Here is a 26,876-nt window from a genome sequence, read left to right as displayed (position 1 = left end):
AGTCAGTAGTGAGTAAACCTAAAATTCACCATTGACCATTCACCATTCACCCCCTCCCACTCACTGCTCACTACTCACTACTGACTACTGACTACTGACTTTTTCTTACCTTCGCGCCATGGAAAGGATTTACCTCGATAATGCTGCTACTACCCCACTGGATCCGGTGGTTTTAGATGCTATGATGCCTTATCTGACAAATCAGTTTGGCAATCCATCATCCATTTACAGCTATGGCCGTGAGAGCCGTCTGGCTATTGAGAATGCACGTAAGACAGTGGCTAAAATCCTGAATGCGCATCCTGCAGAAATCTTCTTTACCAGTGGCGGTACTGAAAGCAGTAATACGGCCATTACAGCTGCTGTACGTGACCTTGGTTGCAGGCATATCATTTCTTCCGTTATTGAGCACCATGCTACTACCCATACTGTAGAATACCTCTACCATACGGGTGAAGCAGCACTCAGTTATGTAAAATTGTTACCCAACGGACATATTGATCTGGAAGACCTGGAGCGTTTGCTCGCAGAGAGTGAAGAGAAATGTCTGGTTACCCTGATGCATGCCAATAATGAAATCGGCAATATCCTCGATATTCATGCAGTAGGCGAACTCTGTAAATTATACGGTGCCATATTTCATAGTGATACGGTACAGACGGTTGGTCATTTTCCATTCGACCTGCGCAATACACCGGTTCACTTTATTACCGGCGCCAGCCATAAGTTTCATGGACCAAAAGGTGTGGGACTTCTTTACATCAATGAAAATGTAAAAATCAAACCTTTTGTACATGGTGGCAGTCAGGAAAGAAATATGCGTGCGGGTACAGAAAACCTGTATGGAATAGTTGGTTTTGCCAAAGCACTGGAACTGGCTACTGCCCATTATGAAAACGATAGTGCCTATATCAAAGGTTTGAAAATTTACATGATGGAACAGTTGAAGAAACATATCAAAGGTGTTTCTTTCAATGGCGATACCCTGGGTCGTTCCCTGTATACAGTTCTTAGTGTAAGCTTCCCTAAAACAGAAAAAAGCGAGATGATTCTCTTCAATCTCGATATCAATAATATCTGTGCCAGCGGTGGTAGTGCCTGTACCAGTGGTGCCGATCAGGGTTCACATGTCATCAGGGCCATTAACAATAACCCCAATCAGGTTACCGTTCGTTTTTCTTTCTCCAAAAGCAATACCAAAGAAGAAATTGATAAGGTAATTGAGCAGTTAAAAGACATGATATAAACTCACCCACCTGCCCACATGAATGGGTGATATTGGATGAGTGGTAATAACAAAAACAGCGGATCAAAGATTTTTGGTGTCAGATAAAAAACTGAACCATGAAATTGAACTTATTCGCATTATGCCTGCTTTTTACTATTGGTATCCAGCCCATTTTTGCACAAAGAAATTTAGATGATGTGCCCCAACCACCAGCCAGATCGGTATTTGGTGAGATTGGAGGACCATGCCTTTTTTCAGCCAACTACGATCAGCGTTTTAAAGGACAGAAAGGATGGGGTTTTCGTGTAGGCATGGGGGGCATTGGCTTTCTTACCTCCGGGGTGTTTGCTGTGCCGGTAGGCTTTAACCATTTATCAGGCAGTGATGGACATTATCTCGAACTGGGCGCAGGAGCCAGCGCTATTACGGTTACAGATGGAGAATCATTTTTTGAAAACAGCAACTCTACGGTTTTTGGCTACCTCAATTTTGGCTACCGCTATCAGCCGGAGAAAAAAGGATTTACTGCAAGGGTATTTATATCACCACTCATTACAGGTGCAGGAGTATTTCCCTTTTACGGGGGCATATCAGCAGGATTTAAGTTCTGATAAATTTATCGCCGGACTTCAAGTCCGGCGATAAATATTATTTGTAATCATTTTCATCAAAATCATCCTCTTCTTCTCCACCAAGGTTCATATCTCCAAGGTTCATCATACTACCGATGAGATCCTTAAATTCAATTTTGCCTTCGATGGTTTTCTTACTGATCAGTGAATAGGCTGCGAGTCCGTGTAATACAAATTCCATCAGTAAAGCCTGCTGCATTTCATTGGCCTGCGGATAATGCTTTTTTACAAAAGCATACAGACCATCTACCTTGTACAGGTTGTGTATTCGTGTTTCATCTTTGCTATCCATCAAAAGATCGAGGTGGTTACCCGCATCAAACCAGCGGATAATGGCTTTGTATGGATTTTCTACTTCTTTTTCTTCTACTGATTTCTTTCCAACCGGTCTTCTTTTCTTGGCCTGTTCAGGATTGGGAAAATAGGTAAGAAACTGGGAACGGATGGCTTTGTCTAGCAGGTTAACCGCTACCTGATAGGGTCCTTCCTGCTCACCTTCATATACCAATTCAATTTTTCCGGTAATGGCAGGAATGATACCACTAAGATCGCTGATCCAGACCTGTGTATGCGTTTCGCCATGAATCAGGGCCCTTCTTTCAGCTGTACTTACTGCATTTTCGAAAGCTGCAATGGTAAGCCTCGCACTAACACCACTTTTCCTGTCTACATATTCATTGTTACGCGCTTCAAAAGCTACCTGCTCAATGAGTCTTTTAATAAGGTCACTGATATTTACCAGCGATGCCTGCTCTTTACTCAGGGAAGCTTCCTGTTCGGTAATAGCGAGTGAATGTTCAATGGTTTTTGGATAGTGCGTAAGTATCTGGCTCTGTATCCTGTCTTTCAACGGTGTAACAATACTGCCACGATTGGTATAGTCTTCCGGATTGGCGGTAAATACAAAGAGAATATCCAGCGGCATTCTCAATTTGAATCCACGAATCTGTATATCCCCTTCCTGTAAAATATTAAAGAGTGCTACCTGTATCCTTGCCTGCAGATCGGGCAGTTCATTGATCACAAAAATACCCCTGTTGCTTCTGGGTATGATACCATAGTGTATCACTTTTTCATCGGCAAAACTCAGTTTCAGGTTTGCCGCTTTGATGGGATCAATATCACCAATCAGATCCGCCACACTTACATCGGGTGTTGCCAGTTTCTCGCCATAACGTTCACTACGGTGTAACCAGCGTATGGGTGTTTCATCACCATGTTCTGCAATCAGGTCCCTGGCGAACTTACTCAATGGCTGCAGCGGGTCATCATTGATCTCTGAACCTGCAATCACCGGAATATATTCATCCAGCAGATCCACCATTTGCCGGGCCATTCTTGTTTTAGCCTGTCCACGTAAACCGAGAAACAGCATATTATGCTTACTGAGAATAGCCCTTTCTGTATCGGGTATTACGGTGTCTTCATAACCGATAATGCCCGTAAAGGGTTGTTCCTTCTGCTGTATGGTACGAATTAAATTGGCCCTGATCTCTTCTTTTACAGAGCGTGGCTGGTACCCGCTCTTTTTCAGTTGTCCTAATGTATTAATGTCCTTAATCTTCATCATAGCTTATATTATATTCATCTCTGCGTAATCTCCGTTAACCCATGTTCTCTGCGGTGATTTTTCTAAGTAAGATCACCGCAGAGAAAGTAGAACGGAGGGTTTACGCAGGGTTATATTATCAATAAACGGTTCTTCTTTTTCCGCTTTCAAAGTCTTTAAAAATAAAGGCGCCGAGTTTATCAAGACTGGCAAAGAAGGCTTTGCCATTGTTCATTTCTGTAAACTCCTGCACAAACTTCTGCAGGTAAGGATCAGAGGCAATCATAAATGTAGTAATCGGTATCTTCAGTTTCTTACACTGAGCGGCCAGATTGATACAACGGTTCACCACTTTTCTGTCTAACCCAAAACTATTTTTATAATAGCGCCCTCCTATTTTTAAACAGGTGGGTTTACCATCTGTAATCATGAATATCTGCTTATTCGGATTCTTTCTTCTTCTAAGCAAATCCATGGCTAGTTCCAGCCCTGCCACCGTATTGGTATGATAGGGCCCTACCTGCAGATAAGGCAGGTCTTTTATTTCTATGCTCCAGGCATCGTTGCCAAAAACCACAATATCAAGCGTGTCTTTGGGATATTTGGTGGTAATAAGTTCACTGAGTGCCATGGCCACTTTTTTGGCTGGCGTGATCCTGTCTTCACCATACAGAATCATGGAATGTGAAATATCGATCATCAACACGGTGGAAGTTTGTGTTTTGAAATCACTTTCCCTGATCTGCAAATCATCTTCCTGCATGGTAAAACTTTCTACCCCACGATTGATCTGCGCATTGCGTATGCTCTCCGTAAAATCAATCTGTTCCAGCATATCACCAAACTGAAAGGGGCGGGTATCCGGATTGATCTCATCACCCTGTCCGGGTTTAAAAGTCTGGTGATTACCCTGTTTGCTTTTCTTAAGCTTTCCGAATATTTCTTCCAGGCTTTTTTTACGGATGGTCTGTTCCGATTTAGCGGTGATATTAAAATTACCACTGGCGGGATCTTCATTGAGATAACCGTTTTGTTTTAGGTCTTCAATAAAATCGCCCATACCATACTCATTATCGGTAAGTTGGTATTGTTTATCGAGTTCATTCAGCCATTGTAAAGCCTCTCCTGCATCGCCATTGGTATAGGTAAGCAGTTGCATGAAAAGATTAAGTAACTGCTCAAACTTACTCTGACTGTTTTCATTGGGATCGAAATGTATAAATCTGTGTCCAATCATCTGTATGCAAGATAACAAGCAAAGGAATGGGAAGGTTTGCGATTTCCGTAAAAGAAAATCGTTCTGTCTCGATATACCAAGATCACAGCATGCCCGTTTCGCAGATGGCAATTCATCCACATGTAAGACAGGTATCGGCAACCCTTATAAGTAATAGATTATCAAATACTTGCAACAGCATTTGTTTACCGGCTATAAGAAATTGAATGGTATATTTCAGTACAGCAACAATTTTACAAAAGCCTCATCAGGGATAAAATACTTCCTGTCTACCTTGCAGAAACGAAAGCTGGATTTTAGGTAACCTGATCCGGATATGCTGTACATTCGGAAAGAATATTGACAAATATGATAAAGGAACACAGGAAAATGAAATTCGAAAACCGTACCCAAAAAGTAACGCCCTTTCCACAATTCCTGTTCAGGTTGGGCAGATATGGACTATTTGCGTTGGGGCTGATTGTATTTTCAGTATTGATGGGAACCTTTGGGTATCACTATTATGGCAATATATCCTGGTTAGACAGCTTTCATATGGCCTGTATGATTCTTACAGGAATGGGACCGGTGGTTGAAATGAAAGCCCCGGAAGCAAAAATTTTTTCATCGCTGTACGCCTTGTATAGCGGAGTGGCTTTTTTGAGTATCACAGCCGTTTTCTTTGCGCCAATTATCCATCGGCTATTACACATATTACATGTTGAACAGGATGATGATGACAAGTAAATGGATGCCTGCACCTGGCATATGACAAGAACCCTGTTTTTACAATACAGGTAATGAATTAGCCACTAAGCTATCTGTAAGGTTACCTAAAATAGATAATGACAATTGAAATTTTCAGGTAGGCAAAATAAAAAGGGACCTCCCTTTCAGAAAGTCCCTTGTATAAAGATACGAATTTTCTTACTTATTTCCCACTGTATCCTTTGCCATCATCTTACCCGGAATCTGTAATTGCGGGTTATACATGGTCTGCATCTGCGATATAGCCTGCAGGTAGTTTTCAGCTCCACGCTTTTCCGGATCCATAGCTTCTGCCTTTCTACCGGTAAGTGAGTTATAGAATCTTACCTGTTGCTCCAGATCTTTCTTTACTGAAGCTGCCACTTTTTCTGCCAGCTTGGTATCACCCGCCAGGTAGCAGGCTTCGAGGAATACCAGAGAGTTTCTGTTATGCATATTACCGCGGCTCGACATACCATAAGCAAAATTGCTTTCCAGCATCATGCTATCAACCTGGTGCAGCACTTTACGAGCTTCTTCTTTTCTGTTTTTAGATGCCAGATCCAATGCCAGATCAGCATAAGCTGTACGGATACTGTTGAGGTGACGACGGTTTTCTTCATCAAAATAAACACCCGGAACATTGGCATTACCAAACCTGAATTTATTGGTTACTTTATCCAGCATCCAGTTGGTATTTACCCTGTCGTTTTCTACAGGTACCAGACGGTACGTCATACCATCTCTACGAAGGAACTGATCAATACCAAGCCCTTCTGTTTGCGGTGAAGTAAAGTAAATCGGACGCTGCCATTTATTGGCTGCGATTACGTTCAGCACGGCCAGATCGTTTTTCATCAGGGCATTTTTGCCGATTTCAAAACGCATTTCTCCTACGATGCTGTCGGTAGCATTGGCTGTTCCGTTTTTAATAACAAAGTCGCGGTCAACAGCTACAGATACTTTCTTAACAGGATAGCTGTATTCATTCTGCTCATTGTCTTTACCTACATAGTTCTTCATCAGATCATAGAGATCATAATACCTGTTCTCAGGAATATTCGGATCGGGTCTGTATTCGATGTAATCACGCTTACCACCTTCAATCTGCTCAGGAGACCAGATTACGTCGATAGGCGCACTTTCATTTACTTTATAACGAAGCTGGTTGATGTACCAGTCGATACCCAATAAACTATAGTTGATCACACGAACATCTCTTCTGATGCCTTCCACTTCCTGTGCATACCATAAAGGATAGGTATCGTTATCGCCAAAAGTGAACAGGATGGCATTGGGTGCACAGCTTTCCAGGTAATCTTTTGCCAGGTCTGGTGCCAGTACTTTCTTGCTGCGGTCATGGTCGTCCCACTCCTGCTGCGCCATTAATACAGGCACAGCCAGTAAGCAGATAAAAGTAGCCAGCATCGCCGAAGTACCTGCCTGTTTTACGGCTTTACCCAGCCAGTCTCTTACTTTGAGTACACCGATACCAATCCATACCGCAAAGGCGTAGAAACTTCCCACATAAGCATAGTCACGCTCACGTGGCTGATAGCCAGGCTGGTTCAGGTAAAGTACAATGGCAAAACCGGTAAAGAAGAACATGAGGAAGTTGACCCCAAAATCGTCTCCACGTTTTTTCAGGTGATAGAACAATCCTAATAACCCGAGAATCAGGGGTAAAGCAAATAGTGTATTGTGTGCCTTGTTATTCTTTAGACTGTCGGGCATCAGGTTCTGATCGCCATAAATAAATTTATCGAGTGGTTTGATACCTGTGATCCAGTTACCATCTCTTACATTACCCGCAAAGAGCCCCTGGTTATCGTTTTGTTTACCCGCAAAGTTCCACATGAAGTAGCGGAAATACATCCAGTTCATCTGGTATTGCAGGAAGAATTTAATGTTATCGGCCTGTGTAGGATCACGCTCCCAACTGCCATCGTTCATCCGGTTGATGCCGAGGAAGAACGCATAGTAATCGGCGTGGTTCTGATCATTACTCATGTCCCATACACGTGGGAAGATCATTTTATCAGCTGGTGCAAAAGCATATTTTCTGTCCTCACCCAGTTCTATGTATTTATCCCTTGCTTTCTGGTAACGCATACCATTTGATTTCAGGTCAACCGGGCGTGCAGTAAATTTCTGTCCATACAACAAAGGGAAATCGCCATACTGCTCACGACCGAGGTACCCAACAAGACTGATCGGGTTGTCTACATTATACATATCAACCGAAGGATTCGCATTACTACGGATCATGGTAGTGAGATAAGTACTGTAACCGATCAGCATGAAAGTAACGCACCATAAACCCAGACGCAGGTAAGCCCAGTTTTTCTTCGCGGCATACTTTAGCCCATACCAGATCAATCCGGCCATTATTATGAAGAAGAAAGCAAAACCCGAGAAGAAAGGCATACCAAAGCCATTTACAAACCAGCGGTCAAAGGTACCTGCGAACTTTACAGTGTATTGAATCACACCCACCTGTACCACACCTGTAATAATACAAGCCAGTACAAAGAATATATAGATACCACCATACAATGTTTTCTTCTGCTTATTGATACCTTCTACCAGGAAAAGCAGACCAATAGCCAACGCTGTTGCCAGAATCATTAAACCAGCCAGTGTACTATCCATAGATGGGTTACGTTCTGTAACATCTGCATTCGCCATAATCAATGCACCGATAAATGCCAATACACCTCCGATGGCTGTTAAACGTAAAAACCATTTACGGATAACAGTATAGTTGAAATTGTCTTTCTTTCTGAAATAGTATACCATTACAATGGCAGGAATGGTGAGGAGGTTCAATAAGTGAACGCCGATGGAAAGCCCCATCATAAAGAAGATAAAAACAATCCATCTGTCTGCACCGGGTTCATCTGCATGGTTTTCCCATTTGAGGATGGCCCAGAATACAATGGCAGTGAAGAAAGATGACAAAGCATAAACCTCACCTTCCACAGCACTGTACCAGAAAGAATCGCTGAAGGTATAAGCCAGCGCACCTACCACACCAGCACCCATAATGCTCCAGAGCTGACCACCATTCAGGGTATCTGTTGTTTTTACATTGATAATACGACGTGCGAAATGGGTAATGGTCCAGAACAGGAAGAGGATCGTAAAACCACTCGCCAGTGCGCTCATGATATTCACGGCTCTGGATGCGGCCATCGGACCATCACCAAACAAAACAATAAACAGGCGACCCAGTATTACAAACAATGGGGCACCGGGAGGGTGAGGTATCTGTAACCGGTAGCAACTGCTCACAAACTCACCACAATCCCAGAAACTGCCTCCGGGTTCAGCGGTTAAAACATACACGGTACAGGCAATAAAACATACTACCCAACCCACCAGATTATTAATACGGGTAAACTGCATATTCGTTTTGGTTTTTTAAGACTGGCAAACATACCTTATTAATCCTAAAATTGAAAATGACGGGAGCTGTTTCCGTTTTTTTAAGAAAATGTTATAAAGCAGGAACTTATATATGCCAATTTCATCCCTTCGGCAGGCGCATAAGCCGGGGCCAGATCAATGGGTGCCTGATGCAGGCAATTTAGGCCACAGATATTAAAAACACCCATTATTTCGTCTGTTTTACCACCAGGTATCGCCGTAGTGCTACCCGCAGCAAATGGCAGGTTAGTTTCCAGGCCTGTTCACAAACTGTAATATGAAACCCGGCCCTAATATCATCCGGATACAATAAATGGATGACGATACCCATGCGCTGAAGATAACCATCCGTTATATGTAAAAGATGTAACTCTTATAGTGATAGCTGTAATAGCAATGCTACTGAATGAACCACCTTTGTGAATCATTGAATACTATTTATCATCATGACAAATCCAGAAAACTGGGTACCCCTACCCCTGATTCCGAAAAAAGATTACCGCATCGTAAAAGACCCTTCTATGCCATTAAAAAAAAGATGGCAGGAATGGATGATTAAAAACAACCTGGGGCAATGGCTGCCAGAAAAAACAGGCCTCACCATCACAGAACAAAGATTCAACCACTTTCTGTAACAATGGTTGCCTACAACCATATATATTAACACACCATCAATTCTAAAAAATGAAAAAAAATCTATTTGCATCTGTTTTATCAATTACTATACTATTTGCCATTCATGGCTGTAAAACTGCTGCAGAAAAAGAAGAAGCTGCTGAAATTAAAGTAGAAAATGCGCAAACTGATCTGAAAGACGCTAAGGAAGCAACCATTACCGATGCACAAAAAGAAGCCACGGATGCGGAATGGAAAATTTATAAAAACAATGCAGAAACCACCATTGCAAACAATGAGATCCGGATTGCCGAATTAAGGGTTAAAATGACAAAATCGGGTAAAACAATGGATGCGGTATATGCCTCTAAAATCAATGCCATGCAAGTACAGAACAAAAACCTGAAAGCCAGGCTTGATGCATATGACAAAGAAAAAGGGAATTGGGCATCCTTTAAAACCGAATTCGGTAACGATATGGATGAATTAGGCAAGGCCATTGCAGGTTTTGTCACTAAAAAAGATTAATAATTAAACCAGCATACAAATGAAAATATCATCAGTTTACCATACATGGCGTATGCTATCGGGAACCCTGTGTTTGGGAGCCATCCTTATGCTGAGCGTGCAGGGATGTTCCAAAAAAATAAACTTCCAGAACTCTGCTGAAGTACCGGCAGCCAGAGGATATGTTAAGGTAAGTAAAGACAATAACAACAATTACCAGATCAAACTGGAACTCTCTAATCTGGCTGAAGTAAAGAGACTGGATCCTCCAAAAGAAAGTTATGTGGTATGGATGGAATCGGAAAGCAATTCAGTAAAAAACATAGGCCGGATTAATAGTTCAGGTAGTTTACTATCCAAACGTTTAACTGTTTCATTTGAAACGGTGTCATCGGTGAAACCCACCCTGATTTATATAACCGCCGAAAATGAACCCAATACATCTTATCCTACTGGTAAAAAGATGCTGACCACAGCAAATTTCTGATTCGTCTTGTAGTTTTAGTTCCCCCTCAACTTTGCCGTTTATTGAATAGTCAATAGCGGTAAAGTCTTTTATATGAGGCAGCATTCTCATACTGATTGTTCTCTTCCTCGTATGAAAAATATCTTATGCCTGATAGCACTTGTTTTTTGTGGCGAAATGATACATGCACAACAAAAAAATAAGCTCCCCGGAATATCCGTTACAGCCAAGGCCCAGGTGGTGAATATGTTGTACGATCGTACCCGACAGCAAAACGGAACTGGATTTGGAGGATCTGTACAAATTGCAGTACCCATCAATCAGAAAATCAAGGCCTTTATGGAAGGTACAGCCTTTGCATTGGGAGGAACGAAGGATATTCTGATTATCAACGGAGAGCCACTGATACCCAAAGATGCAATCAACAGTATCCATGCAGGAATAACTTATCGTATTGCAAACAACTGCTGGATAAATACCAGTGTCGGACCTAGCTTTTTCCTGAATGAAACAAAACTGGGATTCAGGCAAGCGATCCAAATTTTCACATCAAAAAAAGAAAAACTGGGGTTCTACTGTAGTTTTGACCATGTGTTAAGGGAAAACAGTTTGTACAGCAGTAATTTTGGATACCTCAGCTTCGGATTGTCGGTCAGGTTATTCTGAATGAAAGATCCGCCATACAAACCGCACCATTACATTTTAAATTGTATCAAAAACCGGCTACCCTGCCCTTCTGTGCTGTAAGCCGTAATCATTCCATCAATACCTGTTAATAATTCTTTACAAAGCATAAGGCCCATACCCGTTCCTTTTTCGCGGTTGGTGCCATAAGTGGTCTTGGCTTTGAATGTAAAGAGACTTTTCAACTGTACTTCAGACATACCCATGCCATTGTCTTTTATTTCAACATTGTATTTCCCGGGAGACAGTGTTTCAGAGATATGAATAGCACCATGCACGGGTGTAAACTTGATGGCATTCTGGATTACGTTGCGGAGTACCAGTTCTATGATTCTTTTATTACCCGATATCATCTGTTTTCCGGATGTCCGGTTTCTACTGATCTCTATCTGTTTTTTGGCAGCTTGTTTTTCAAGCAGCACGAGTACATGATCTATTGCGGCCGATACATCTACCTGTTCCCACTGTGTTTCCTGCAAGTACTGTAACCTTGACCACTCCAGGAGGTTTTCGAGCATTTCAATGGTACCGTCTACACTTTCCTGCAATTGCAATCTCAATTGTTCCGATTCGGATTCATTGAGTGCATCTTTATGCTCCATGAGATCGAGATAACCACGTATCAGCGTAAGAGGCCCTCTTACATCATGACCGATGATGGAAAAAAGTTTATTCTTCTGTTCATCAATTTTCTCTAACTGAATTTTTTGTTGTGCATTTATTTCTGCCCTGTCGGTAGCAAGTTTATGTTCCCGTGCATAATTGAATTTGATATAAGTAGTGATACCATAAATCACCAGCAGGCTGCAACAGTAGGAAAAGCTGATATCGGCGAAGAATAAGGATCTGCTTTCATAGGTAATTTCAATAAACCCGGGTCGGCTGTAATCAAGCCAAACGAGTAGTGCTACCAGTAACAGATTCAATCCCATCCACACCCGGTTCATTTTGTCGGGCGACACTACCAGTATAATCATGGCTGCCAATAAAAACAATAATAAAGTGGGGCCCTGTATACCGGAATTCAGAAAATAATTCACAGCCAGAAAACCATAACCATTCACACCAAAGAGTATGATGGCAATGGTATTTTTTTTACGGTAGCGGGAAAGATAATATGCCAGTAACTGGCAGCCTAATGCAAATAACATATAAAGCCCCATCCATATCAATCCGATCAAAAGATCGAAAATGGAAGAGATCAGTAATATGGGAAGGAGAATCAGCAGAATGGCATGAAATATCCTTTGCTCCAGCGTAAACTGCTCTGCTGACCCTATCCATCTGTTCCAGATATGTTTTTTTACCAGGACAAGCATGTTAATGGCAATTACCAGATTTATTCTAAGTTATTAAACAAAATGCGTATTACTGATATCGTCTTACCTATTAATCCTGTTTTAATGTTATGCCATCTAGACAATAAGGATTTTGCTGATTTTCAATTATTTATGCGGCCACTTTTCATAACACGGCTTCGTGGTAGATAACAATTACCCATTCCTTCCTACCTTTGCAACCCATGAGTCAGAAACGTAGCGTAGCATTTCACACATTAGGCTGTAAACTGAATTTCTCAGAGACTTCCACCCTTTCCCGGATGATGGAACAGGAAGGTTTTGAAAAGAGAGATTTTGATGGGCTTGCAGATGTATATGTGATCAATACCTGCTCTGTTACCGATAATGCCGATAAAGAATGCCGGCAACTGGTTCGCCGGATTCAGCGCCGAAGCCCTGAAAGCTTTGTGGTAATCACCGGTTGTTATGCCCAGCTTAAGCCCAAAGAAATTGCAGAGATACCCGGTGTTGACCTGGTATTGGGCGCAGCGGAGAAATTCAATATAGCGCAACACATACGCGAATTATCGAAAGGCGATCCCGCCCGCATCTGTAGCTGCGATATTGATGAAGTGAGTGGGTTTCATGCTTCCTTCTCGCAAAACGACCGTACCCGTACTTTTCTCAAAGTGCAGGATGGCTGTGATTATAACTGCTCTTTCTGTACCATACCCATGGCACGTGGCAAAAGCCGCAGCGACAGTATTGAAAATGTATTAAAGCATGCACGTAAACTGGCCAGCGATGGTGTAAAGGAAATTGTATTAACCGGTGTAAACCTGGGCGATTTTGGAAAAGGTCCCGAAGGCAATAAACACCAGGAAGATTTCTTTGGACTGATCCAGGAACTGGATAAAGTGGAAGGCATTGAGCGATACCGGATTTCTTCTATTGAACCCAACCTGCTCACCAATGATATCATTGCATTTGTTGCCAACAGCGATAAATTCATGCCGCATTTTCATATCCCCTTACAAAGCGGGAGCAATGAAATACTGGGACTGATGCGCCGACGTTACAAGAGAGAATTGTATGCAGAAAGGGTGAAACTTATTAAAACACTGATGCCGCATTGTGCCATTGGCGTAGACGTGATTGTGGGTTTTCCGGGAGAAACAGATGCGCATTTTAAAGAAACTTTTGATTTCCTGCACTCGCTGGATATTTCTTACCTGCATGTATTTACCTATTCTGAACGCGATCATACCAAAGCCCTGGAAATTAAACCGGTTATACCTGTTCATACAAGGAATGAAAGAAATAAAACACTTCGCAATCTGTCCTATATGAAGATGCAATATTTTACTGAGCAGCACAATGGTCAGACCCGTAAAGTATTGTTTGAAGCTTTTGAGAAAAATGGCATGATGGAAGGTTATACCGATAACTATATCCGTATCACAACCCCTTACAGACAAGAATGGGCGAATGAAATTGTGGAATGGAGGATGTAGCTTTTAGCATATGGTTCATAGTGTATGGGCCAATAGCTATACGCTATGAACCATATGCTAAAAGCTCTTACAAAACAGATAGGTACTCAGCCGGGAATTCAACCACCATTACCTGACCAAGGCTCTCGAGTTTTACATAGACTTTTTTCTTGCCCCCTCTGATCACGGTTCCTTCATTGCCCATGAAAACACCATGATTTACTTTGATCTTCATTTCATTCTGAAAACCTTCTTCAGAGAGAATAGCAATACTGGCATCTTTTTCAGCCAGGTATTTTTTGATGGTTTCTACTTCTTCATCTTTGATGACCGCAGGCTTGCCGAGATAATGAACAAAATTGAGTACCCCATCCGTCATTAACACTTTGGTTCGCTCATCCGGCGTAATCCTTACAAAAACATATGATTTGAATAAAGGGTCCTCGATTATTTTTTTACGATCACTCCACTGACGCTCCACTTTCTGTAGTGGGCACCAGCTTTCGATCCCTTTTCTCAGAAGCACCGAATCTATTTTTTTCTCCCATCGGGGTTTCGTATATAGGGCAAACCATTTCTTTTCAGGCTCCATCGCTCACTTTGTTTAGAAAAAAAGCAGGTGACCGTATCAAGGTCACCTGCAAATTTACTACAATTCGTCTAATTGCTTACTTATTTACAGCAGCTGTGGCTTTGGTGATTTCGGAAGCAAGTCCATTCAATACTTTTATGGTTTCTCCGATATGCATATCACTCTTCAGCGAACGAAGCCATGCCTGATAGCGTTCTCCTTTATTTTTATCTGGATTATTGAAGAATTTATCCTTATCAGCTTCAGCAGGGTTCACTGTCAACTCCTGCCCCAGCTTCAGCAATGTATTATTCTGGTTCACCGTTGAACGGATTCTCTTCTGCAATTCGCGGTATTTAATAATATTCAGACTGGCAGGTTCATCATTCAATTTAGATAACCAAATCAGGTTGTCTTTTAAGAGGTTCAATGATGCATTCTCTTTCACCCTGTCTTTTTCATTTTGAATCACGAGGTCATGACCATAATCCTTATGCCAGGTTAAATAAGTGGCTTTGTCAATCTTATCCCAGGGCAACGCATTCGGCACATCTTTTTCCCTGATCTTGAGGTATTCATATGAGTCAGGTAATACGATATCCGGTTCAATCCCTTTCAACTGTGTAGAACCACCATTGATCCGATAGAACATCTGAAAAGTAAGTTTTACAGCACCCATATCCGTTCTGCCACTGTTCATGTCTACGACATTTCCGAAAGGAACGGTTTTCTGGACGGTACCTTTACCATACGTAGAAGTACTGCCAATGACCACGCCCCTTCTGTAATCCTGAATGGCGCCTGCAAAAATTTCACTGGCCGATGCACTGAGCTCATTTACCAATACCGCCAACGGACCATCATACAAGGTTCCGGGGCGCTGATCGCCATAAACATTGGCCTTACCGTCTCTGTCGCGCACCTGTACCACCGGTCCCTGATTAATAAACAGACCTACCATCTGTATTACTTCATACAATGATCCACCGCCGTTATTGCGAAGGTCCATTACCAGTCCCTGAATATTTTCTTTTTTCAGTTTAATGATTTCCTTGGCCACATCTTCAGAACAACGGTTACCATTTTCACGCTCGTAATCAGCGTAAAATTCAGGGAGCCATATATAGCCTATTTTCTTACCACCTTCGTTAACTACGGCACTGCGTGCAAAAGTTTCATCCAACACTATTTCATCACGCTGCATGGCAATCACTTTGATGGTGCCATCTGATTTTTTTACGGTGAGCCTTACTTCTGTTCCTTTATTACCTCTGATAAGTTTTACTACATCCTCTGTTGCATAACCAGCTACATCTACAGGATCTGCATTACCCTGTGCCACTTTCAATATCATATCATTCACTGCCAGCTCTCCTGATTTCCATGCTGCACCACCCGGCTGTACGGATGCAATCTTCACACCGAAATCATCTTCGGTAAGTTGCGCACCAATTCCATAAAAACGACCACTCATCTGTTCATCGAATGATCTTTTTTCTACCGGTGCAAAATAATCTGTATGCGGATCCATCAGGCTGGTTACAGAATTGATGAATGTATTGAAACGCTGTTCTTCTTTCACTGTATTCTTGATACGATCAAAACGTTTGTTCATGGCTTTCAGTACCAGTCCTCTTGCTTCTGCTTCAAGTTCTGCATCCGTCTTAACCTGAAAATCTTTTTTATCCTTATTCTGCTCGCGTTGGTCTACCAACTCCGCATATCTTTCCAGCGTATAATATTTAAGGAGCTTTCGCCAGCGGTCTTTTTGTTCCGCTTCATTCGCTGCATAAGGCAGTTTGGAGCCATCAAGCATGGTAGATTCATCCTTCGTAAAATCGAATGGTTGTGCCAGGATGTCTTTGTATAAGGCACTAACTTCAGCAAGGCGTTTTTCATAAATAACACCCACTGCCGGGGCAAAGCGAATTTCTGCTCCCTTTATTTCATCATCCAGGGTAAGTTCATATTTCTGCAAAGCAGCAATATCAGACTTAAGAAAGAAACTTTTATCACCATCTAACTCATCCAGAAACTTCTGAAATAGTTTTTTTGAAAAATCGTTGTTGATATTTTTGGGACTGTAATGCTGCGACTCCAATAAAGAGCCTACTGCTGATAATAAACGCTGACGTTGCGATAAAACCGTATCTGTTCCACCACCTGTATACCTGAATGCGAAGAACAAACCGCCGAATAATACTACGGCGAGAACGACCAAACCTTTTCTGCTCATCATAAAATCCTTAATTTTTTGCATGATACTCTCCAAAAATAACTGAAAAGCCTGATCAGTTATGCATTGTTTTTAGCAATTAACAAAGGTTTTGATGAGTGGTTATTATAAAAAAACAGGTGATTTCTATATGAAAAATGTTCAATTACCCCTATTTTTGCACTCCAATAAAACGGAGAGCGTAGCTCAGTTGGTTAGAGCGTCAGTTTGTGGCACTGAAGGCCGTGGGTTCGAGACCCATCGTTCTCCCTGAAAAAACCTATAAGTTGACTGCTTATAGGTTTTTTAAATTTTTACACATGAGCTATTCTTTACTTCTTATCCCCATCATTTCTGCATTCATCGGTTGGTTTACCAACTGGATTGCGATTAAAATGCTGTTTCACCCGCGTGAACCCAAAAAGATACTGGGTATCACCATTCAGGGGATATTCCCTAAAAGACAACAGCAATTCGCTGAAAAACTGGGTAAACTGGTAAGCGAGGAGTTGCTGTCTTTTGCAGATATCGAAAAAAAGATCACAGACCCTAATAATATTCAGCAGCTAATGCCGGTAGTGGAAGCACATATAGACCAGTTTCTGCGTAAGAAGCTGGCCGACGAAATGCCCATCATCAGCATGTTTATCGGTGAAAACACCATACAGCAGTTAAAAACAGTGTTTCTGAAAGAACTGGAAACACTTTTCCCGGTCATTATGCAGCGATATATGGGTAACCTGCAGCAGCAACTCGATCTGGAACGTATTGTAATAGAAAAGGTAGCCGGCTTTTCAACCGATAAACTGGAAAGTATATTGGTTTCAATTATGTCTAAAGAATTTCGTTTTATTGAAATTCTGGGCGCCATTCTGGGTTTTGTCATTGGTCTTCTGCAGGTTTTTATCAGTATGCTGGCCTGATCACCGAATTAAACCACACTATCACCGACAAGTCATCCATTAAGGGGTATGGTACTTCAAACTTTACCCTTTTATGATTGTCATACTACCGTCTGTGTAATGAAAAATAACAAACAAAAACAACGTTGCAACTTTGCATTAGTATAATTCAACATAAAAACATGAGTAAGTTATTGACAAGTTTGGCTTTTCTGATTCTCTCTTCTACCCTTTTTGCCCAGTTTCCGGGCGCCAGAATGGGTGGTGGGGCCCCCGCCAGTATGAATGTGGGGCATTTTTACGGTAAAATCGTTGACAGTAAGACCAATAAAGGTATCGAGGGCGTGACCGTACAAATTTCAGGTAACCGCTTCGATACGGTAACCAAAAAAATGGCTCAGGCCGTTTTAAATACACAGATTACCCGTGCCAATGGCGATTTCAGCTTTGATAACCTCCCTCTATTCGGAGATTTTAAGCTGAAATTCAGTGCTTTAGGCTATGCGGCGCTGGAAAAAACCGTATCCTTCGGCATTAAAATGCCCGCACGTGGAGAAGGTGGTCAGGCTGGCGGCGGTATGCAGCAAATGGCTGGCATGACCGATAAAGACCTTGGCAATATTAAAATGGAGCAGGATGCGACTGATCTGGGTAACGTAACCGTTACCGCAACTGCCAAACCCCAGTTTGAAATGGGTATCGACAGAAAAATATTTAACGTTGATAAAAACCTGGTTAGTGCAGGTCAGACAGCTACTGAGATCATGAAAAACATTCCTGCGTTAAACGTAGATGTGGATGGTAATGTGACCCTCAGAAATGCTGCCCCTACCATTTTCATTGATGGTCGCCCAACAACGGTTACACTGGACCAGTTGCCAGCAGATATCATTGAAAAAGTAGAACTCATAACTAACCCTTCTGCAAAATTTGATGCATCGGGTGGTAATGCAGGTATCCTGAACATTGTACTGAAAAAGAATAAAAAAGTAGGTTATAATGGTGGTGTCAGAACCGGTATTGATTCACGTGCCCGTGTAAACCTGGGTGCTGATATCAATATACGTCAGAATAAAATAAACGCATTCCTGAGTGCGAACTATAATCAACGTAAATCTATCTCCAACAACTTTACAGACAGAACCAACCTGTTTACCACACCAAGCATTGTAAAAACAAACGGTAAAAACGTAAGTGATGGTTATTTTGGTTTCTTCCGTGGTGGTCTCGACTTCCTGGTAGATAACAGAAATACCATTTCAATTGCTGCCAACTACAACAAAGGACAGTTTGATAACGTAAATACACAGAAAGTTGATTCTACAGTAAATAATATTTATACTTCTTACAACCAGATTCAAAATAACAGTCGTAGTAATTTTGAAAACTTTGGTACTCAATTAAGCTATAAACACAATTTTGCACGTAACGGAGAAAATATCTCTGCAGACATCAACTTCAACTCAAGCAAAAACGACAATAACGCATATACGGGTACCAGCACCTATAAAACTGATAATACCATCAAGTTTCCTGCCCTGTTACAACAAACAACAGGTAGTGGTACCAACAAGTTCTACACTTTTCAGACAGACTACGAAAATCCTTTAAGTGATGACAGCAAGCTGGAATTGGGTGCACGTGCTGCTTTCCGCGATTTCGGAAACAACAGCAACCAGTACAGATATGATTATGGCACCAACAAATACACATTGGTTCCTGCCATCAGTAACCGTTATAAATTTACTGACCAGGTATTTGCTGCCTATGCTACATACAGCTTTAAAGTAAAGAAATTCAGCTACCAGCTCGGCTTACGTGCTGAGAGCTCAAACTACACCGGTACATTATTGAAAACAACCGGCGCTGATTCGTCTCAGTTCAAAGTGGATTTCCCACTGAGTCTTTTCCCTAGTGCATTTATTACTTATAAAGTAAATGATAAGGAAGATTTACAGTTAAACTACTCTCGCCGTGTGAACAGACCTAACTTCTTCCAGTTAATGCCTTTCCCTGATTATTCTGATCCACAGAATATCAATATCGGTAATGCCGGACTGAAACCAGAGTTCACCAATTCATTTGAAGTTTCTTATAATAATGCTTATAAGCGTGGTGCCAATTTTCTGGTAACAGCTTTCTTCAAATACAGTACCAATCTCATTACCCGGTATTCTTATACTGGCAAAAATGAGCTGAACCCATCTGATACTACACCGGTATTCTATAACTCTTATATCAATGCTGATAACAGTATTACTTATGGTTTGGAACTGAGCAATAAAATGCCTGTTACCAAGTGGTGGGATCTCACTTTGAGTGCCAACCTGTTCAGTGCAAAAATCAATGCAACCATCCCTGGCCAGAATATTAATAACAATGCCCGTGTAAGCTGGTTTGCAAAAATGAACAGTAGCTTTAAAGTAACGAAAACATTGTCTATCCAGTTCAGTGGTGACTACCAGGCCAAAACCGTATTACCTCCAGGTGGCGGTGGCGGTGGTGGTCGCGGCGGTGGCGGTGGCGGCGGTGGTATGATGTGGGGTGGTGGTATGCAAGGTACCGCTCAGGGTTACAACCTGCCACGTTATGGATTTGACCTCGCTATCCGTAAAGAATGGACCTGGAAAAACGGAAAGAGCGGATCTTTAACATTGAGCATGAATGATATTTTCCGTACCCAGTTATTTGAATCTTATTCTGAAAGCAACCTGTTCCAGCAAACAAGTCAGCGCAGAAGAGACCCTCAGGTATTACGCCTGAACTTCAACTTCCGCTTTGGCAAGTTTGATGCTACCCTCTTTAAACGCAAAAATACCAAAGCCGATCAGGGCGGTGGAATGGATATGATACAGCAGTAAGAGAACAGAGAAACAGAGGAATAAGGAATAAGAAACAGAAAAAGTCCAGGCAGATCATTTCTCCTGGACTTTTTCCATTTTATAGAGATAAAAAAGGAATGAAAAGTAGTAAACACTTCCTCATTCCATATTTCTTATTCCTTATTCCTCTGTTCTATCTGTTTTTCCCCGTAAGCATGGGTACAAAAGAAAACTCTTCAAAAGCTTCTTCGGCAAGGGAGCCGTCTTCCATTTTGGTGAGGCGCAGCATACGTTGGTTTTCGCCTTCGTCTACCGGTAATACCATCATACCGCCTGTTTTTAACTGCGCTACTAATTTGGGAGGTATAAAAGGAGCTGCTGCTGTAATTAATATTTTATCGTAGGGTTGATAGGCGGGCAATCCTTCAAAGCCATCACCATAAAAAAACTTGAGGTTGGGATAACGGCCTTTGAAAACAAAACTACCATGCTGGTCGTATAATTTTTTTTGCCGTTCAATAGTAAATACACGGGCACCCATTTCTGCCAGTACCGAAGACTGATACATACTACCGGTTCCGATCTCCAGAATCTTTTCCATTTTTTTCACTTGTAATAACTGGGTCTGGTAAGCAACCGTATAAGGTTGTGAAATGGTTTGTCCCTCCCCTATAGGAAAAGCCCGGTCTTCGTAGGCTATTTTATCAAAAGCTGAATCCAGAAAAAAGTGACGGGGAATATTATTCATGGCGTCCAGCACCGTCTCATCGGTTATACCCTTTTCACGCAGCAATTGAATCAGTTGCCGTCTTAGCCCCTTATGCTGATAAGTATCGTCGAATTTTGGTTTCATAAGCAATTACGAATATACTCTTTCCATATGGCTGGAATAAGAAAATCAGATAAGTGTGAAAAGAATTTCATCAGATGTAAATTACCCACATATTCATGTGACAGGGAAAACCTCTGTTACTTAGATATGACCGGATATATAAAGACTTCCTCTTTCAACTACACTTTGCCAATAGTATTGCAAAAAATTAAACAATGAGGCAGTTATTGGTTTTTATCACTTTATCTTTTGCACTATTATCCTGTACCAAGGAATCGGAAAAACCGGTTTATACGGTTCCTGATCCCATTTTTAAGGCCACTGTTTCCGGTATTGAAGTTGGCTTTGAAAATAAGATCACGGTAACTTCTGAAAAAATTGTAGAAGGAGGTAAACACCTGCTCCGGATTTCAGCTGAAAGAAAGCTGAGCAACGACAGCAGCACACTGATTCAGTTTATGGTGGAAGACTTTACCCGAAACAATACAGGGGGCTCCAAAACTTTTCCGCTAACTACGAATTTCCCAGGTCACTTTATTGAATGGAAAGAAACCACAAATTCCACCCATGGAAAATATCATTTCTTCCAGTCAGGACAACTGGTGATAGAGCAGATTGGTGCTGATTATATCAGTGGTAGTTTCCAGTTCACTTATTTCACTTTCGATCAGCAGGCCAATAAAACCGGAGAATACCCTATTCAGGGTGGCAGGTTCAGTCATCTGAAAATCAAAAGAATCAACTAAAGAAGAAAAATTGATCTTTCCATACAAAAAGCCATCCGCCTAGGGCGGATGGCTTTTTATGTAAGCTTTGTATTTATTTCAATTGCATATCCGCAATAATACGGTTCACTTTTTCCTGCAAAGCCGCATATTGAACATCAAATGAAGCTTTGTCTTTCAGGGTTGTATTCACACTGAAATAAAACTTAATCTTGGGCTCTGTACCCGATGGTCTGGCCGATATCTTACTACCATCTTCTGTAATAAACTGTAACACATTACTCTTAGGCAAGGAGATTTTCCAGCTTTCACCTGTAACCAGGTTTTTACCGGTTTGCAATTCATAATCCAGCAACTCAATAACTTTTGCTCCGTCGATAGTAGCCGGTGGCTGCTGACGATAGCTTTCCATCATAGCAGCAATTTCCTTCTGACCATTCATTCCTTTCTTGGTAATACTGATCAGGTTTTCATAATAGAAGCCATACTGGATATACAACTCAATCATTTTATCAAACAGGGTTCTGCCCTTTGCCTTTTCATAGGCCGCCATTTCACACATCAATGCCACAGCACTTACCGCATCTTTATCACGGATTTTATCGCCAATCATCAGGCCAAAACTCTCTTCCCCTCCTATTACATAGTTTTCCTTCCCCTCTTTTTCCTTAATGAGTTCTGCTATCCATTTGAAGCCGGTAAGTACGTTGTAACAGGCTACCTGATTCTGTCTTGCTACTTCATTGATCATTTGGGTCGTAACAATCGTAGAGATCACCATATCATTAGAGGCCGCAATACCTTTGGCTTTTCTGGCTTCTATCATATAAGCAAAAGCAAGTACAGCAGTCTGGTTACCATTCATCAGTACCCATTCACCCTTATGATTTTTTACACCAATACCAACCCTGTCTGCATCAGGATCAGTCCCTAAAAGGATATCAGCATCCAGTTCCCTGGCTTTCTGTAAACCGATACCCATGGTTTCACTTTCTTCCGGATTCGGGTACACAACCGTTGGGAAATTACCATCTGGTGTAGACTGTTCTTCTACCACCGTAACATTGGTAAACCCAAAAGTTTTCAATACCTGAGGCACCAGTGTAATACCTGTTCCATGAATGGGTGTATATACAATTTTAAGATCATGCTGCTTCGCTATTACATCCGGATAAACACTAAGTTGTTTTACCATATTGATGTAGGCTTCATCCATATCGCTCCCCAGCAGGGTAATATTGGCAGCTCCACCGTCCCATTTCACATCATTCACATTCGTAATCGCTTCCACTTCTTTGATTACGTTCTTATCATGTGGAGGTACCAACTGACCGCCATCATTCCAGTAAGCTTTATAACCGTTATATTCTTTAGGGTTATGTGATGCTGTACAAACCACTCCACCCTGACATCCCAGGTACCTGATGGCAAAACTAAGTTCAGGTGTAGGCCTTAAAGCTTCAAATAGAAATACTTTGATGCCGTTTGCAGCAAAAACATTGGCGGTGGTTTCAGCAAAAAAGCGGCTGTTATTCCGACTGTCGTGACCAATAGCCACTTTAATTTCCTGATCACCGTAAGACTTTTTGAGATAATTGGCAAAACCCTGTGTAGCCATACCAATGGTGTATTTATTGACACGATTGGTTCCGATGCCCATGATACCGCGTAAACCACCCGTTCCGAATTCAAGGTTTCGGTAAAAGGCATCTGCAAGTTCATCAGGCTGGTTCTCCTGCATTTTCCGGATAGCCTCTTTGGTATCCGCATCATAATTGCCGGTAAGCCAGCTATTCACTTTTTCGAGTATGGCAGCATCCATAATTAATCGCTTTTAGTATTGCGTTGATTGAATATAATAAGTTTTGGGAATCTTTGTTCATTTTCAGGCTAAGCCTTCTATTGGTAATTTTTTTTATGAGATATAGGCACCTTCCACTTCCCCATCCTTTACTTCCACCTGAATATGATCCTGAATGGTGGTAGCAACCGATAGACCTACAAAATCGGGTTTCACCGGAAATAGTTTATGCATACGCTCAACCAATACAAGCGTCTGGATGGTTTTCGGATGAAACTGCAGTAAGGGCTTTAATGCATACAAAAGCGTTTTACCACTATTGGTTACATCATCAGCAATCACCACATGAACCCCATTCAGGTCAACCGAAGTATTCATTGCAACCTCAACCGGTCTGGATTTATCGAGCGTAAGAGATGCTGTATGTATCTCATTGGTAACATATTGCTTTAGATAACCGGCTATTTGCGCTGCAATCACTGAACCACTATTACGGATACCGAATACGACAACGGGCGTAAGATCACCATTCAGCTGTTCGGCCAGTTCCAGGGCCATACGGTGCATTTTACGAACCGCAGCCGCTTTATCGAGTATATAATTACGTTCAGACATGTATCGGGTTTATACTTCAAATGTAATAACAATAAAAGCAATCAACAATCATCCGGGCTAAGACACAAAACTATTATCTTAGCGTCATTAAGCCTTATATATGCAGTATATCCAGCAAATTTTATTCGTGGCACTTTCTGCAGTATCCATCTGGTTGTTTGCCAAAAAAATTGGTGAAATACGCCGTAATATACTTCTCGGCAAAGATGAGAACTTCAACGATCATGCATCCTTACGCTGGAAAAACCTGCTCCTGCTGGCGTTCGGGCAAAAAAAAATGTTTTCCAATCCGTTGGTAGCCATCATGCATTTTATCATTTATGCCGGATTTCTGATTATCAACCTTGAAGTACTCGAAATTGTACTGGACGGCATATTGGGTAAGCATCGTTTATTTGCAGCTCCTTTGGGCTCCCTTTATAACTGGTTAATCAATGCTTTTGAATTTCTGGCTGCAGGTGTAATACTGGTCTGTGTTATTTTTCTCAGCAGGAGAAATATCATTAAGCTGAAACGCTTTATAAATAAGGACCTGAATGGCTGGCCCCGTTCAGATGCCAACTATATCCTTATTACAGAGATTGTACTCATGAGTTTGTTCCTAACCATGAACGCCACAGATCTGGTCTTGCAGGAAAGAGGCAACAGTCATTATCCTGTTACCGGGCAGTTTTATTTTTCCGGTTTATTAAGCGGTCTTTTCACCGGACTAAGCGATGGAACACTGGTTGCCATTGAGCGAACCTGCTGGTGGTTGCATATCGCCGGCATATTTGCTTTTCTAAACTATCTGCCTTATTCCAAACACCTGCATATTATGCTGGCTTTTCCTAATGCCTATTATGCAAGACTGGATGTACAAGGTAAAATGAAAAATATGCCCAGCGTACAGAATGAAGTACTGTATGCCATGCAGCCCGAACTGGCTCCTGCCGATGCGGCTCCCCCGGCACGTTTTGGCGCAAAAGACATTTTTGACCTGAGCTGGAAAAACCTTTTGGATGCCTATAGCTGTACAGAATGTGGTCGTTGTACTGATGCTTGTCCGGCCAATACCACCGGCAAACTATTGAGTCCCCGTAAAATCATGATGGCTACGCGCGACAGAATGGAAGAGGTAGGTAAAAACATCAATGCCAATAAGCAGTTTACAGATGATGGCAAATCTCTCTTGCACGACTATATTTCAGTGGAAGAATTACGCGCCTGTACTACCTGTAATGCCTGCGTGGAAGAATGTCCGGTTAGTATTTCGCCCCTTGAAATCATACTGGAACTGCGCCGCTCACTCATCATGGAAGAAAGCAATGCCCCCCAGGAATGGAACGGCATGTTCAGTAATACAGAAAATAATTTCGCCCCCTGGAAATTTTCACCCGATGAAAGAGACAAATGGAGCGTGTAAAACAGAGGACCAGAGAAATAAAGCCTGCCCTGAGCGTAGTCGAAGGGGAATATGAAATAAGGAAGTAATTGTTTATCAGGTTTTATTTGTCTCATTCACTTTCTTATTTCGTATTTCTTATTTCTTATTTCATATTTTCAGCCCATGGTATTTTCATCTTTCCCATTTTCAATTACCGACTTTACAGACATTGTACCTGAAATTCATCAGGGCATTACGGGGTTTGCAGAATGGAGAATACTTTGGAAAGATGAAGTTCGAATCCGGTTGGTACAATACTCTCCTGAATACCTGGCCGATCACTGGTGCCATAAAGGGCATATTATATTTTGCGTGGAAGGAGCAATGGAAACAGAACTGGAGAACGGCACCAAACATATGCTGCATAAAGGACAGCTGTATACAGTAGGCGATCAGGCAGATGGTCATCGCTCCTATTCAAAAGAAGGCTGTACACTTTTCATCGTGGATTGATCCATACCCATCCAACCCTATTTAGATCCAGGGTTTATATAACATCCGGTACAATTGTATAAGTGCAGTAATAATAAAGATGGCCCCCATGATCTGATTCAGGGTTTTATTACTGGTATTATTTTTCTTTACCAGCCAGTTACCACCATGTATGTAGAGGGCAAGTCCGCCAATGGTACCTATCCCTGCACCTGCCGTAAACACATTATAAGCTGAAGCCGTAATGGGTAAAACATTTGTCTGTATCATAGTAGATGTCCATAAAAACCAGAATGGGATCTGAACGGGATTCAGTGCACTCATCATCAAGCCCAGTAAAAAACGATGAATCCTGTTATTTAGCATAACTGATTTCTTTTCTTCCTGCTGTTTTCTTGCTGACATAAAAGACAATATACCCAGCAATAAAAACAATGCCACTGTTACCCAGCCCAGGACAAGGAACCAAAGCCGGTGTTTTACTACCCAATCCATACCGGTAAGTGCAAAACGGAGATACAGCATTTCTACAATGGCCACCCCGATAGCAAAGACCCAAGCTCTTTTAAACCCTTCCTGAATACCAATCTGGGTGGCAGTTATACTCATATTACCCAGCGGCAATTGACCGAGAAAACTGATGAGGGCAGCTATAAAAAAAATATACAGCATAATTATCTTTCAATCAT

23 protein-coding genes and 1 tRNA gene are annotated in these 26,876 nt (G+C 41.7%); 14 read left to right on the top strand and 10 right to left on the bottom strand.

Annotated features, from left to right (window positions below; all coding sequences use genetic code 11):
• Nucleotides 1–118 precede the first annotated feature (118 nt).
• Both BC659_RS12885 and BC659_RS12880 read left to right on the top strand, forming a co-directional pair.
• Nucleotides 119–1,246: a cysteine desulfurase family protein gene (locus BC659_RS12885; protein WP_133475206.1), complete on the top strand. Its 1,128-nt coding sequence runs from the start codon at nucleotides 119–121 to the stop codon at nucleotides 1,244–1,246.
• Between the two features lie 98 nt (nucleotides 1,247–1,344).
• Nucleotides 1,345–1,839: a hypothetical protein gene (locus BC659_RS12880; RefSeq protein WP_133475205.1), complete on the top strand. Its 495-nt coding sequence runs from the start codon at nucleotides 1,345–1,347 to the stop codon at nucleotides 1,837–1,839.
• A gap of 37 nt (nucleotides 1,840–1,876) precedes the next feature.
• Here the strand turns inward: BC659_RS12880 and BC659_RS12875 are convergent, their stop codons facing one another.
• Entirely contained in the window at nucleotides 1,877–3,430 is a 1,554-nt protein-coding gene (locus BC659_RS12875) for a sigma 54-interacting transcriptional regulator (RefSeq protein WP_246027143.1), read from the bottom strand.
• A gap of 118 nt (nucleotides 3,431–3,548) precedes the next feature.
• Nucleotides 3,549–4,646, bottom strand: coding sequence for a vWA domain-containing protein (locus BC659_RS12870; protein WP_133475204.1), 1,098 nt, complete (start codon nucleotides 4,644–4,646; stop codon nucleotides 3,549–3,551).
• Nucleotides 4,647–5,015: 369 nt separating this feature from the next.
• Between BC659_RS12870 and BC659_RS12865 the strand changes: the two genes are divergently transcribed.
• On the top strand, nucleotides 5,016–5,372 hold the full coding sequence (locus BC659_RS12865; RefSeq protein ID WP_133475203.1) for a hypothetical protein: 357 nt from the start codon (nucleotides 5,016–5,018) through the stop codon (nucleotides 5,370–5,372).
• 180 nt (nucleotides 5,373–5,552) lie between these two features.
• Here BC659_RS12865 and BC659_RS17050 read toward each other — a convergent pair whose 3' ends face one another.
• Entirely contained in the window at nucleotides 5,553–8,780 is a 3,228-nt protein-coding gene (locus BC659_RS17050) for a glycosyltransferase family 117 protein (protein WP_246027142.1), read from the bottom strand.
• A 467-nt stretch (nucleotides 8,781–9,247) separates the two neighbouring features.
• Here BC659_RS17050 and BC659_RS12855 point away from each other — a divergent pair, with 467 nt between their 5' ends.
• The 4 genes from BC659_RS12855 (at nucleotide 9,248) to BC659_RS12840 (ending at nucleotide 11,055) form a co-directional block, all read left to right on the top strand.
• A complete protein-coding gene (locus BC659_RS12855) occupies nucleotides 9,248–9,436 on the top strand; it encodes a hypothetical protein (RefSeq protein WP_133475202.1) in 189 nt (62 codons plus the stop codon).
• Between the two features lie 49 nt (nucleotides 9,437–9,485).
• Nucleotides 9,486–9,944: a hypothetical protein gene (locus tag BC659_RS12850; RefSeq protein WP_133475201.1), complete on the top strand. Its 459-nt coding sequence runs from the start codon at nucleotides 9,486–9,488 to the stop codon at nucleotides 9,942–9,944.
• A gap of 19 nt (nucleotides 9,945–9,963) precedes the next feature.
• Nucleotides 9,964–10,410 carry a hypothetical protein gene (locus tag BC659_RS12845; RefSeq protein ID WP_211340783.1) on the top strand — a complete coding sequence of 149 codons (447 nt, stop codon included), beginning with the start codon at nucleotides 9,964–9,966 and terminating at the stop codon, nucleotides 10,408–10,410.
• 111 nt (nucleotides 10,411–10,521) lie between these two features.
• On the top strand, nucleotides 10,522–11,055 hold the full coding sequence (locus BC659_RS12840) for a hypothetical protein (protein ID WP_133475200.1): 534 nt from the start codon (nucleotides 10,522–10,524) through the stop codon (nucleotides 11,053–11,055).
• A gap of 29 nt (nucleotides 11,056–11,084) precedes the next feature.
• On the opposite strand, the gene BC659_RS12835 is transcribed toward BC659_RS12840, so the two are convergent.
• Entirely contained in the window at nucleotides 11,085–12,392 is a 1,308-nt protein-coding gene (locus BC659_RS12835) for a sensor histidine kinase (protein ID WP_133475199.1), read from the bottom strand.
• A gap of 203 nt (nucleotides 12,393–12,595) precedes the next feature.
• Here BC659_RS12835 and mtaB point away from each other — a divergent pair, with 203 nt between their 5' ends.
• Nucleotides 12,596–13,867, top strand: a complete 1,272-nt coding sequence (gene mtaB, locus BC659_RS12830) for a tRNA (N(6)-L-threonylcarbamoyladenosine(37)-C(2))-methylthiotransferase MtaB (RefSeq protein ID WP_133475198.1) — start codon at nucleotides 12,596–12,598, stop codon at nucleotides 13,865–13,867.
• A gap of 67 nt (nucleotides 13,868–13,934) precedes the next feature.
• Here the strand turns inward: mtaB and BC659_RS12825 are convergent, their stop codons facing one another.
• Both BC659_RS12825 and BC659_RS12820 read right to left on the bottom strand, forming a co-directional pair.
• A complete protein-coding gene (locus tag BC659_RS12825; RefSeq protein WP_133475197.1) occupies nucleotides 13,935–14,438 on the bottom strand; it encodes a UpxY family transcription antiterminator in 504 nt (167 codons plus the stop codon).
• Nucleotides 14,439–14,514: 76 nt separating this feature from the next.
• Nucleotides 14,515–16,677 (bottom strand): carboxy terminal-processing peptidase, encoded by a 2,163-nt coding sequence (locus BC659_RS12820; protein WP_246027140.1) that lies wholly within the window; start codon nucleotides 16,675–16,677, stop codon nucleotides 14,515–14,517.
• Between the two features lie 151 nt (nucleotides 16,678–16,828).
• Here BC659_RS12820 and BC659_RS12815 point away from each other — a divergent pair.
• The 3 genes from BC659_RS12815 (at nucleotide 16,829) to BC659_RS12805 (ending at nucleotide 20,395) form a co-directional block, all read left to right on the top strand.
• Nucleotides 16,829–16,902 (top strand) — tRNA-His (locus tag BC659_RS12815).
• Nucleotides 16,903–16,952: 50 nt separating this feature from the next.
• Nucleotides 16,953–17,555, top strand: coding sequence for a DUF445 domain-containing protein (locus BC659_RS12810; protein WP_133475196.1), 603 nt, complete (start codon nucleotides 16,953–16,955; stop codon nucleotides 17,553–17,555).
• A 161-nt stretch (nucleotides 17,556–17,716) separates the two neighbouring features.
• Nucleotides 17,717–20,395, top strand: coding sequence for a TonB-dependent receptor (locus BC659_RS12805; RefSeq protein ID WP_133475195.1), 2,679 nt, complete (start codon nucleotides 17,717–17,719; stop codon nucleotides 20,393–20,395).
• A gap of 154 nt (nucleotides 20,396–20,549) precedes the next feature.
• Here the strand turns inward: BC659_RS12805 and BC659_RS12800 are convergent, their stop codons facing one another.
• Entirely contained in the window at nucleotides 20,550–21,209 is a 660-nt protein-coding gene (locus BC659_RS12800) for a protein-L-isoaspartate(D-aspartate) O-methyltransferase (protein ID WP_133475194.1), read from the bottom strand.
• Nucleotides 21,210–21,403: 194 nt separating this feature from the next.
• On the opposite strand from BC659_RS12800, the gene BC659_RS12795 reads away from it, so the two are divergent.
• Nucleotides 21,404–21,934 (top strand): hypothetical protein, encoded by a 531-nt coding sequence (locus BC659_RS12795; RefSeq protein ID WP_133475193.1) that lies wholly within the window; start codon nucleotides 21,404–21,406, stop codon nucleotides 21,932–21,934.
• A 73-nt stretch (nucleotides 21,935–22,007) separates the two neighbouring features.
• Here the strand turns inward: BC659_RS12795 and BC659_RS12790 are convergent, their stop codons facing one another.
• Both BC659_RS12790 and BC659_RS12785 read right to left on the bottom strand, forming a co-directional pair.
• Nucleotides 22,008–23,735 carry a phospho-sugar mutase gene (locus BC659_RS12790; RefSeq protein WP_133475192.1) on the bottom strand — a complete coding sequence of 576 codons (1,728 nt, stop codon included), beginning with the start codon at nucleotides 23,733–23,735 and terminating at the stop codon, nucleotides 22,008–22,010.
• 93 nt (nucleotides 23,736–23,828) lie between these two features.
• Nucleotides 23,829–24,329, bottom strand: a complete 501-nt coding sequence (locus BC659_RS12785; RefSeq protein ID WP_133475191.1) for a phosphoribosyltransferase family protein — start codon at nucleotides 24,327–24,329, stop codon at nucleotides 23,829–23,831.
• Between the two features lie 100 nt (nucleotides 24,330–24,429).
• Here BC659_RS12785 and BC659_RS12780 point away from each other — a divergent pair, with 100 nt between their 5' ends.
• A complete protein-coding gene (locus BC659_RS12780) occupies nucleotides 24,430–25,734 on the top strand; it encodes a 4Fe-4S dicluster domain-containing protein (RefSeq protein ID WP_133475190.1) in 1,305 nt (434 codons plus the stop codon).
• A 144-nt stretch (nucleotides 25,735–25,878) separates the two neighbouring features.
• Nucleotides 25,879–26,208 (top strand): DHCW motif cupin fold protein, encoded by a 330-nt coding sequence (locus BC659_RS12775; protein WP_133475189.1) that lies wholly within the window; start codon nucleotides 25,879–25,881, stop codon nucleotides 26,206–26,208.
• A 21-nt stretch (nucleotides 26,209–26,229) separates the two neighbouring features.
• Here the strand turns inward: BC659_RS12775 and BC659_RS12770 are convergent, their stop codons facing one another.
• Nucleotides 26,230–26,859, bottom strand: coding sequence for a LysE family translocator (locus BC659_RS12770; protein ID WP_133475188.1), 630 nt, complete (start codon nucleotides 26,857–26,859; stop codon nucleotides 26,230–26,232).
• Between the last annotated feature and the right edge of the window lie 17 nt (nucleotides 26,860–26,876).

Origin of the sequence: Sediminibacterium goheungense (genome assembly GCF_004361915.1) — a bacterium.
Taxonomy (GTDB): domain Bacteria; phylum Bacteroidota; class Bacteroidia; order Chitinophagales; family Chitinophagaceae; genus Sediminibacterium; species Sediminibacterium goheungense.
This window is presented reverse-complemented; position numbering and strand designations above follow the sequence as displayed.

Bases quoted from the DNA above. Each gene is read 5' to 3' on its own strand.
- BC659_RS12885 (WP_133475206.1), top strand. From the start codon at position 119: ATGGAAAGGATTTACCTCGATAATGCTGCTACTACCCCACTGGATCCG.
- BC659_RS12880 (WP_133475205.1), top strand. From the start codon at position 1,345: ATGAAATTGAACTTATTCGCATTATGCCTGCTTTTTACTATTGGTATC.
- BC659_RS12875 (WP_246027143.1), bottom strand. From the start codon at position 3,430: ATGATGAAGATTAAGGACATTAATACATTAGGACAACTGAAAAAGAGC.
- BC659_RS12870 (WP_133475204.1), bottom strand. From the start codon at position 4,646: ATGATTGGACACAGATTTATACATTTCGATCCCAATGAAAACAGTCAG.
- BC659_RS12865 (WP_133475203.1), top strand. From the start codon at position 5,016: ATGAAATTCGAAAACCGTACCCAAAAAGTAACGCCCTTTCCACAATTC.
- BC659_RS17050 (WP_246027142.1), bottom strand. From the start codon at position 8,780: ATGCAGTTTACCCGTATTAATAATCTGGTGGGTTGGGTAGTATGTTTT.
- BC659_RS12855 (WP_133475202.1), top strand. From the start codon at position 9,248: ATGACAAATCCAGAAAACTGGGTACCCCTACCCCTGATTCCGAAAAAA.
- BC659_RS12850 (WP_133475201.1), top strand. From the start codon at position 9,486: ATGAAAAAAAATCTATTTGCATCTGTTTTATCAATTACTATACTATTT.
- BC659_RS12845 (WP_211340783.1), top strand. From the start codon at position 9,964: ATGAAAATATCATCAGTTTACCATACATGGCGTATGCTATCGGGAACC.
- BC659_RS12840 (WP_133475200.1), top strand. From the start codon at position 10,522: ATGAAAAATATCTTATGCCTGATAGCACTTGTTTTTTGTGGCGAAATG.
- BC659_RS12835 (WP_133475199.1), bottom strand. From the start codon at position 12,392: ATGCTTGTCCTGGTAAAAAAACATATCTGGAACAGATGGATAGGGTCA.
- mtaB (WP_133475198.1), top strand. From the start codon at position 12,596: ATGAGTCAGAAACGTAGCGTAGCATTTCACACATTAGGCTGTAAACTG.
- BC659_RS12825 (WP_133475197.1), bottom strand. From the start codon at position 14,438: ATGGAGCCTGAAAAGAAATGGTTTGCCCTATATACGAAACCCCGATGG.
- BC659_RS12820 (WP_246027140.1), bottom strand. From the start codon at position 16,677: ATGCAAAAAATTAAGGATTTTATGATGAGCAGAAAAGGTTTGGTCGTT.
- BC659_RS12810 (WP_133475196.1), top strand. From the start codon at position 16,953: ATGAGCTATTCTTTACTTCTTATCCCCATCATTTCTGCATTCATCGGT.
- BC659_RS12805 (WP_133475195.1), top strand. From the start codon at position 17,717: ATGAGTAAGTTATTGACAAGTTTGGCTTTTCTGATTCTCTCTTCTACC.
- BC659_RS12800 (WP_133475194.1), bottom strand. From the start codon at position 21,209: ATGAAACCAAAATTCGACGATACTTATCAGCATAAGGGGCTAAGACGG.
- BC659_RS12795 (WP_133475193.1), top strand. From the start codon at position 21,404: ATGAGGCAGTTATTGGTTTTTATCACTTTATCTTTTGCACTATTATCC.
- BC659_RS12790 (WP_133475192.1), bottom strand. From the start codon at position 23,735: ATGGATGCTGCCATACTCGAAAAAGTGAATAGCTGGCTTACCGGCAAT.
- BC659_RS12785 (WP_133475191.1), bottom strand. From the start codon at position 24,329: ATGTCTGAACGTAATTATATACTCGATAAAGCGGCTGCGGTTCGTAAA.
- BC659_RS12780 (WP_133475190.1), top strand. From the start codon at position 24,430: ATGCAGTATATCCAGCAAATTTTATTCGTGGCACTTTCTGCAGTATCC.
- BC659_RS12775 (WP_133475189.1), top strand. From the start codon at position 25,879: ATGGTATTTTCATCTTTCCCATTTTCAATTACCGACTTTACAGACATT.
- BC659_RS12770 (WP_133475188.1), bottom strand. From the start codon at position 26,859: ATGCTGTATATTTTTTTTATAGCTGCCCTCATCAGTTTTCTCGGTCAA.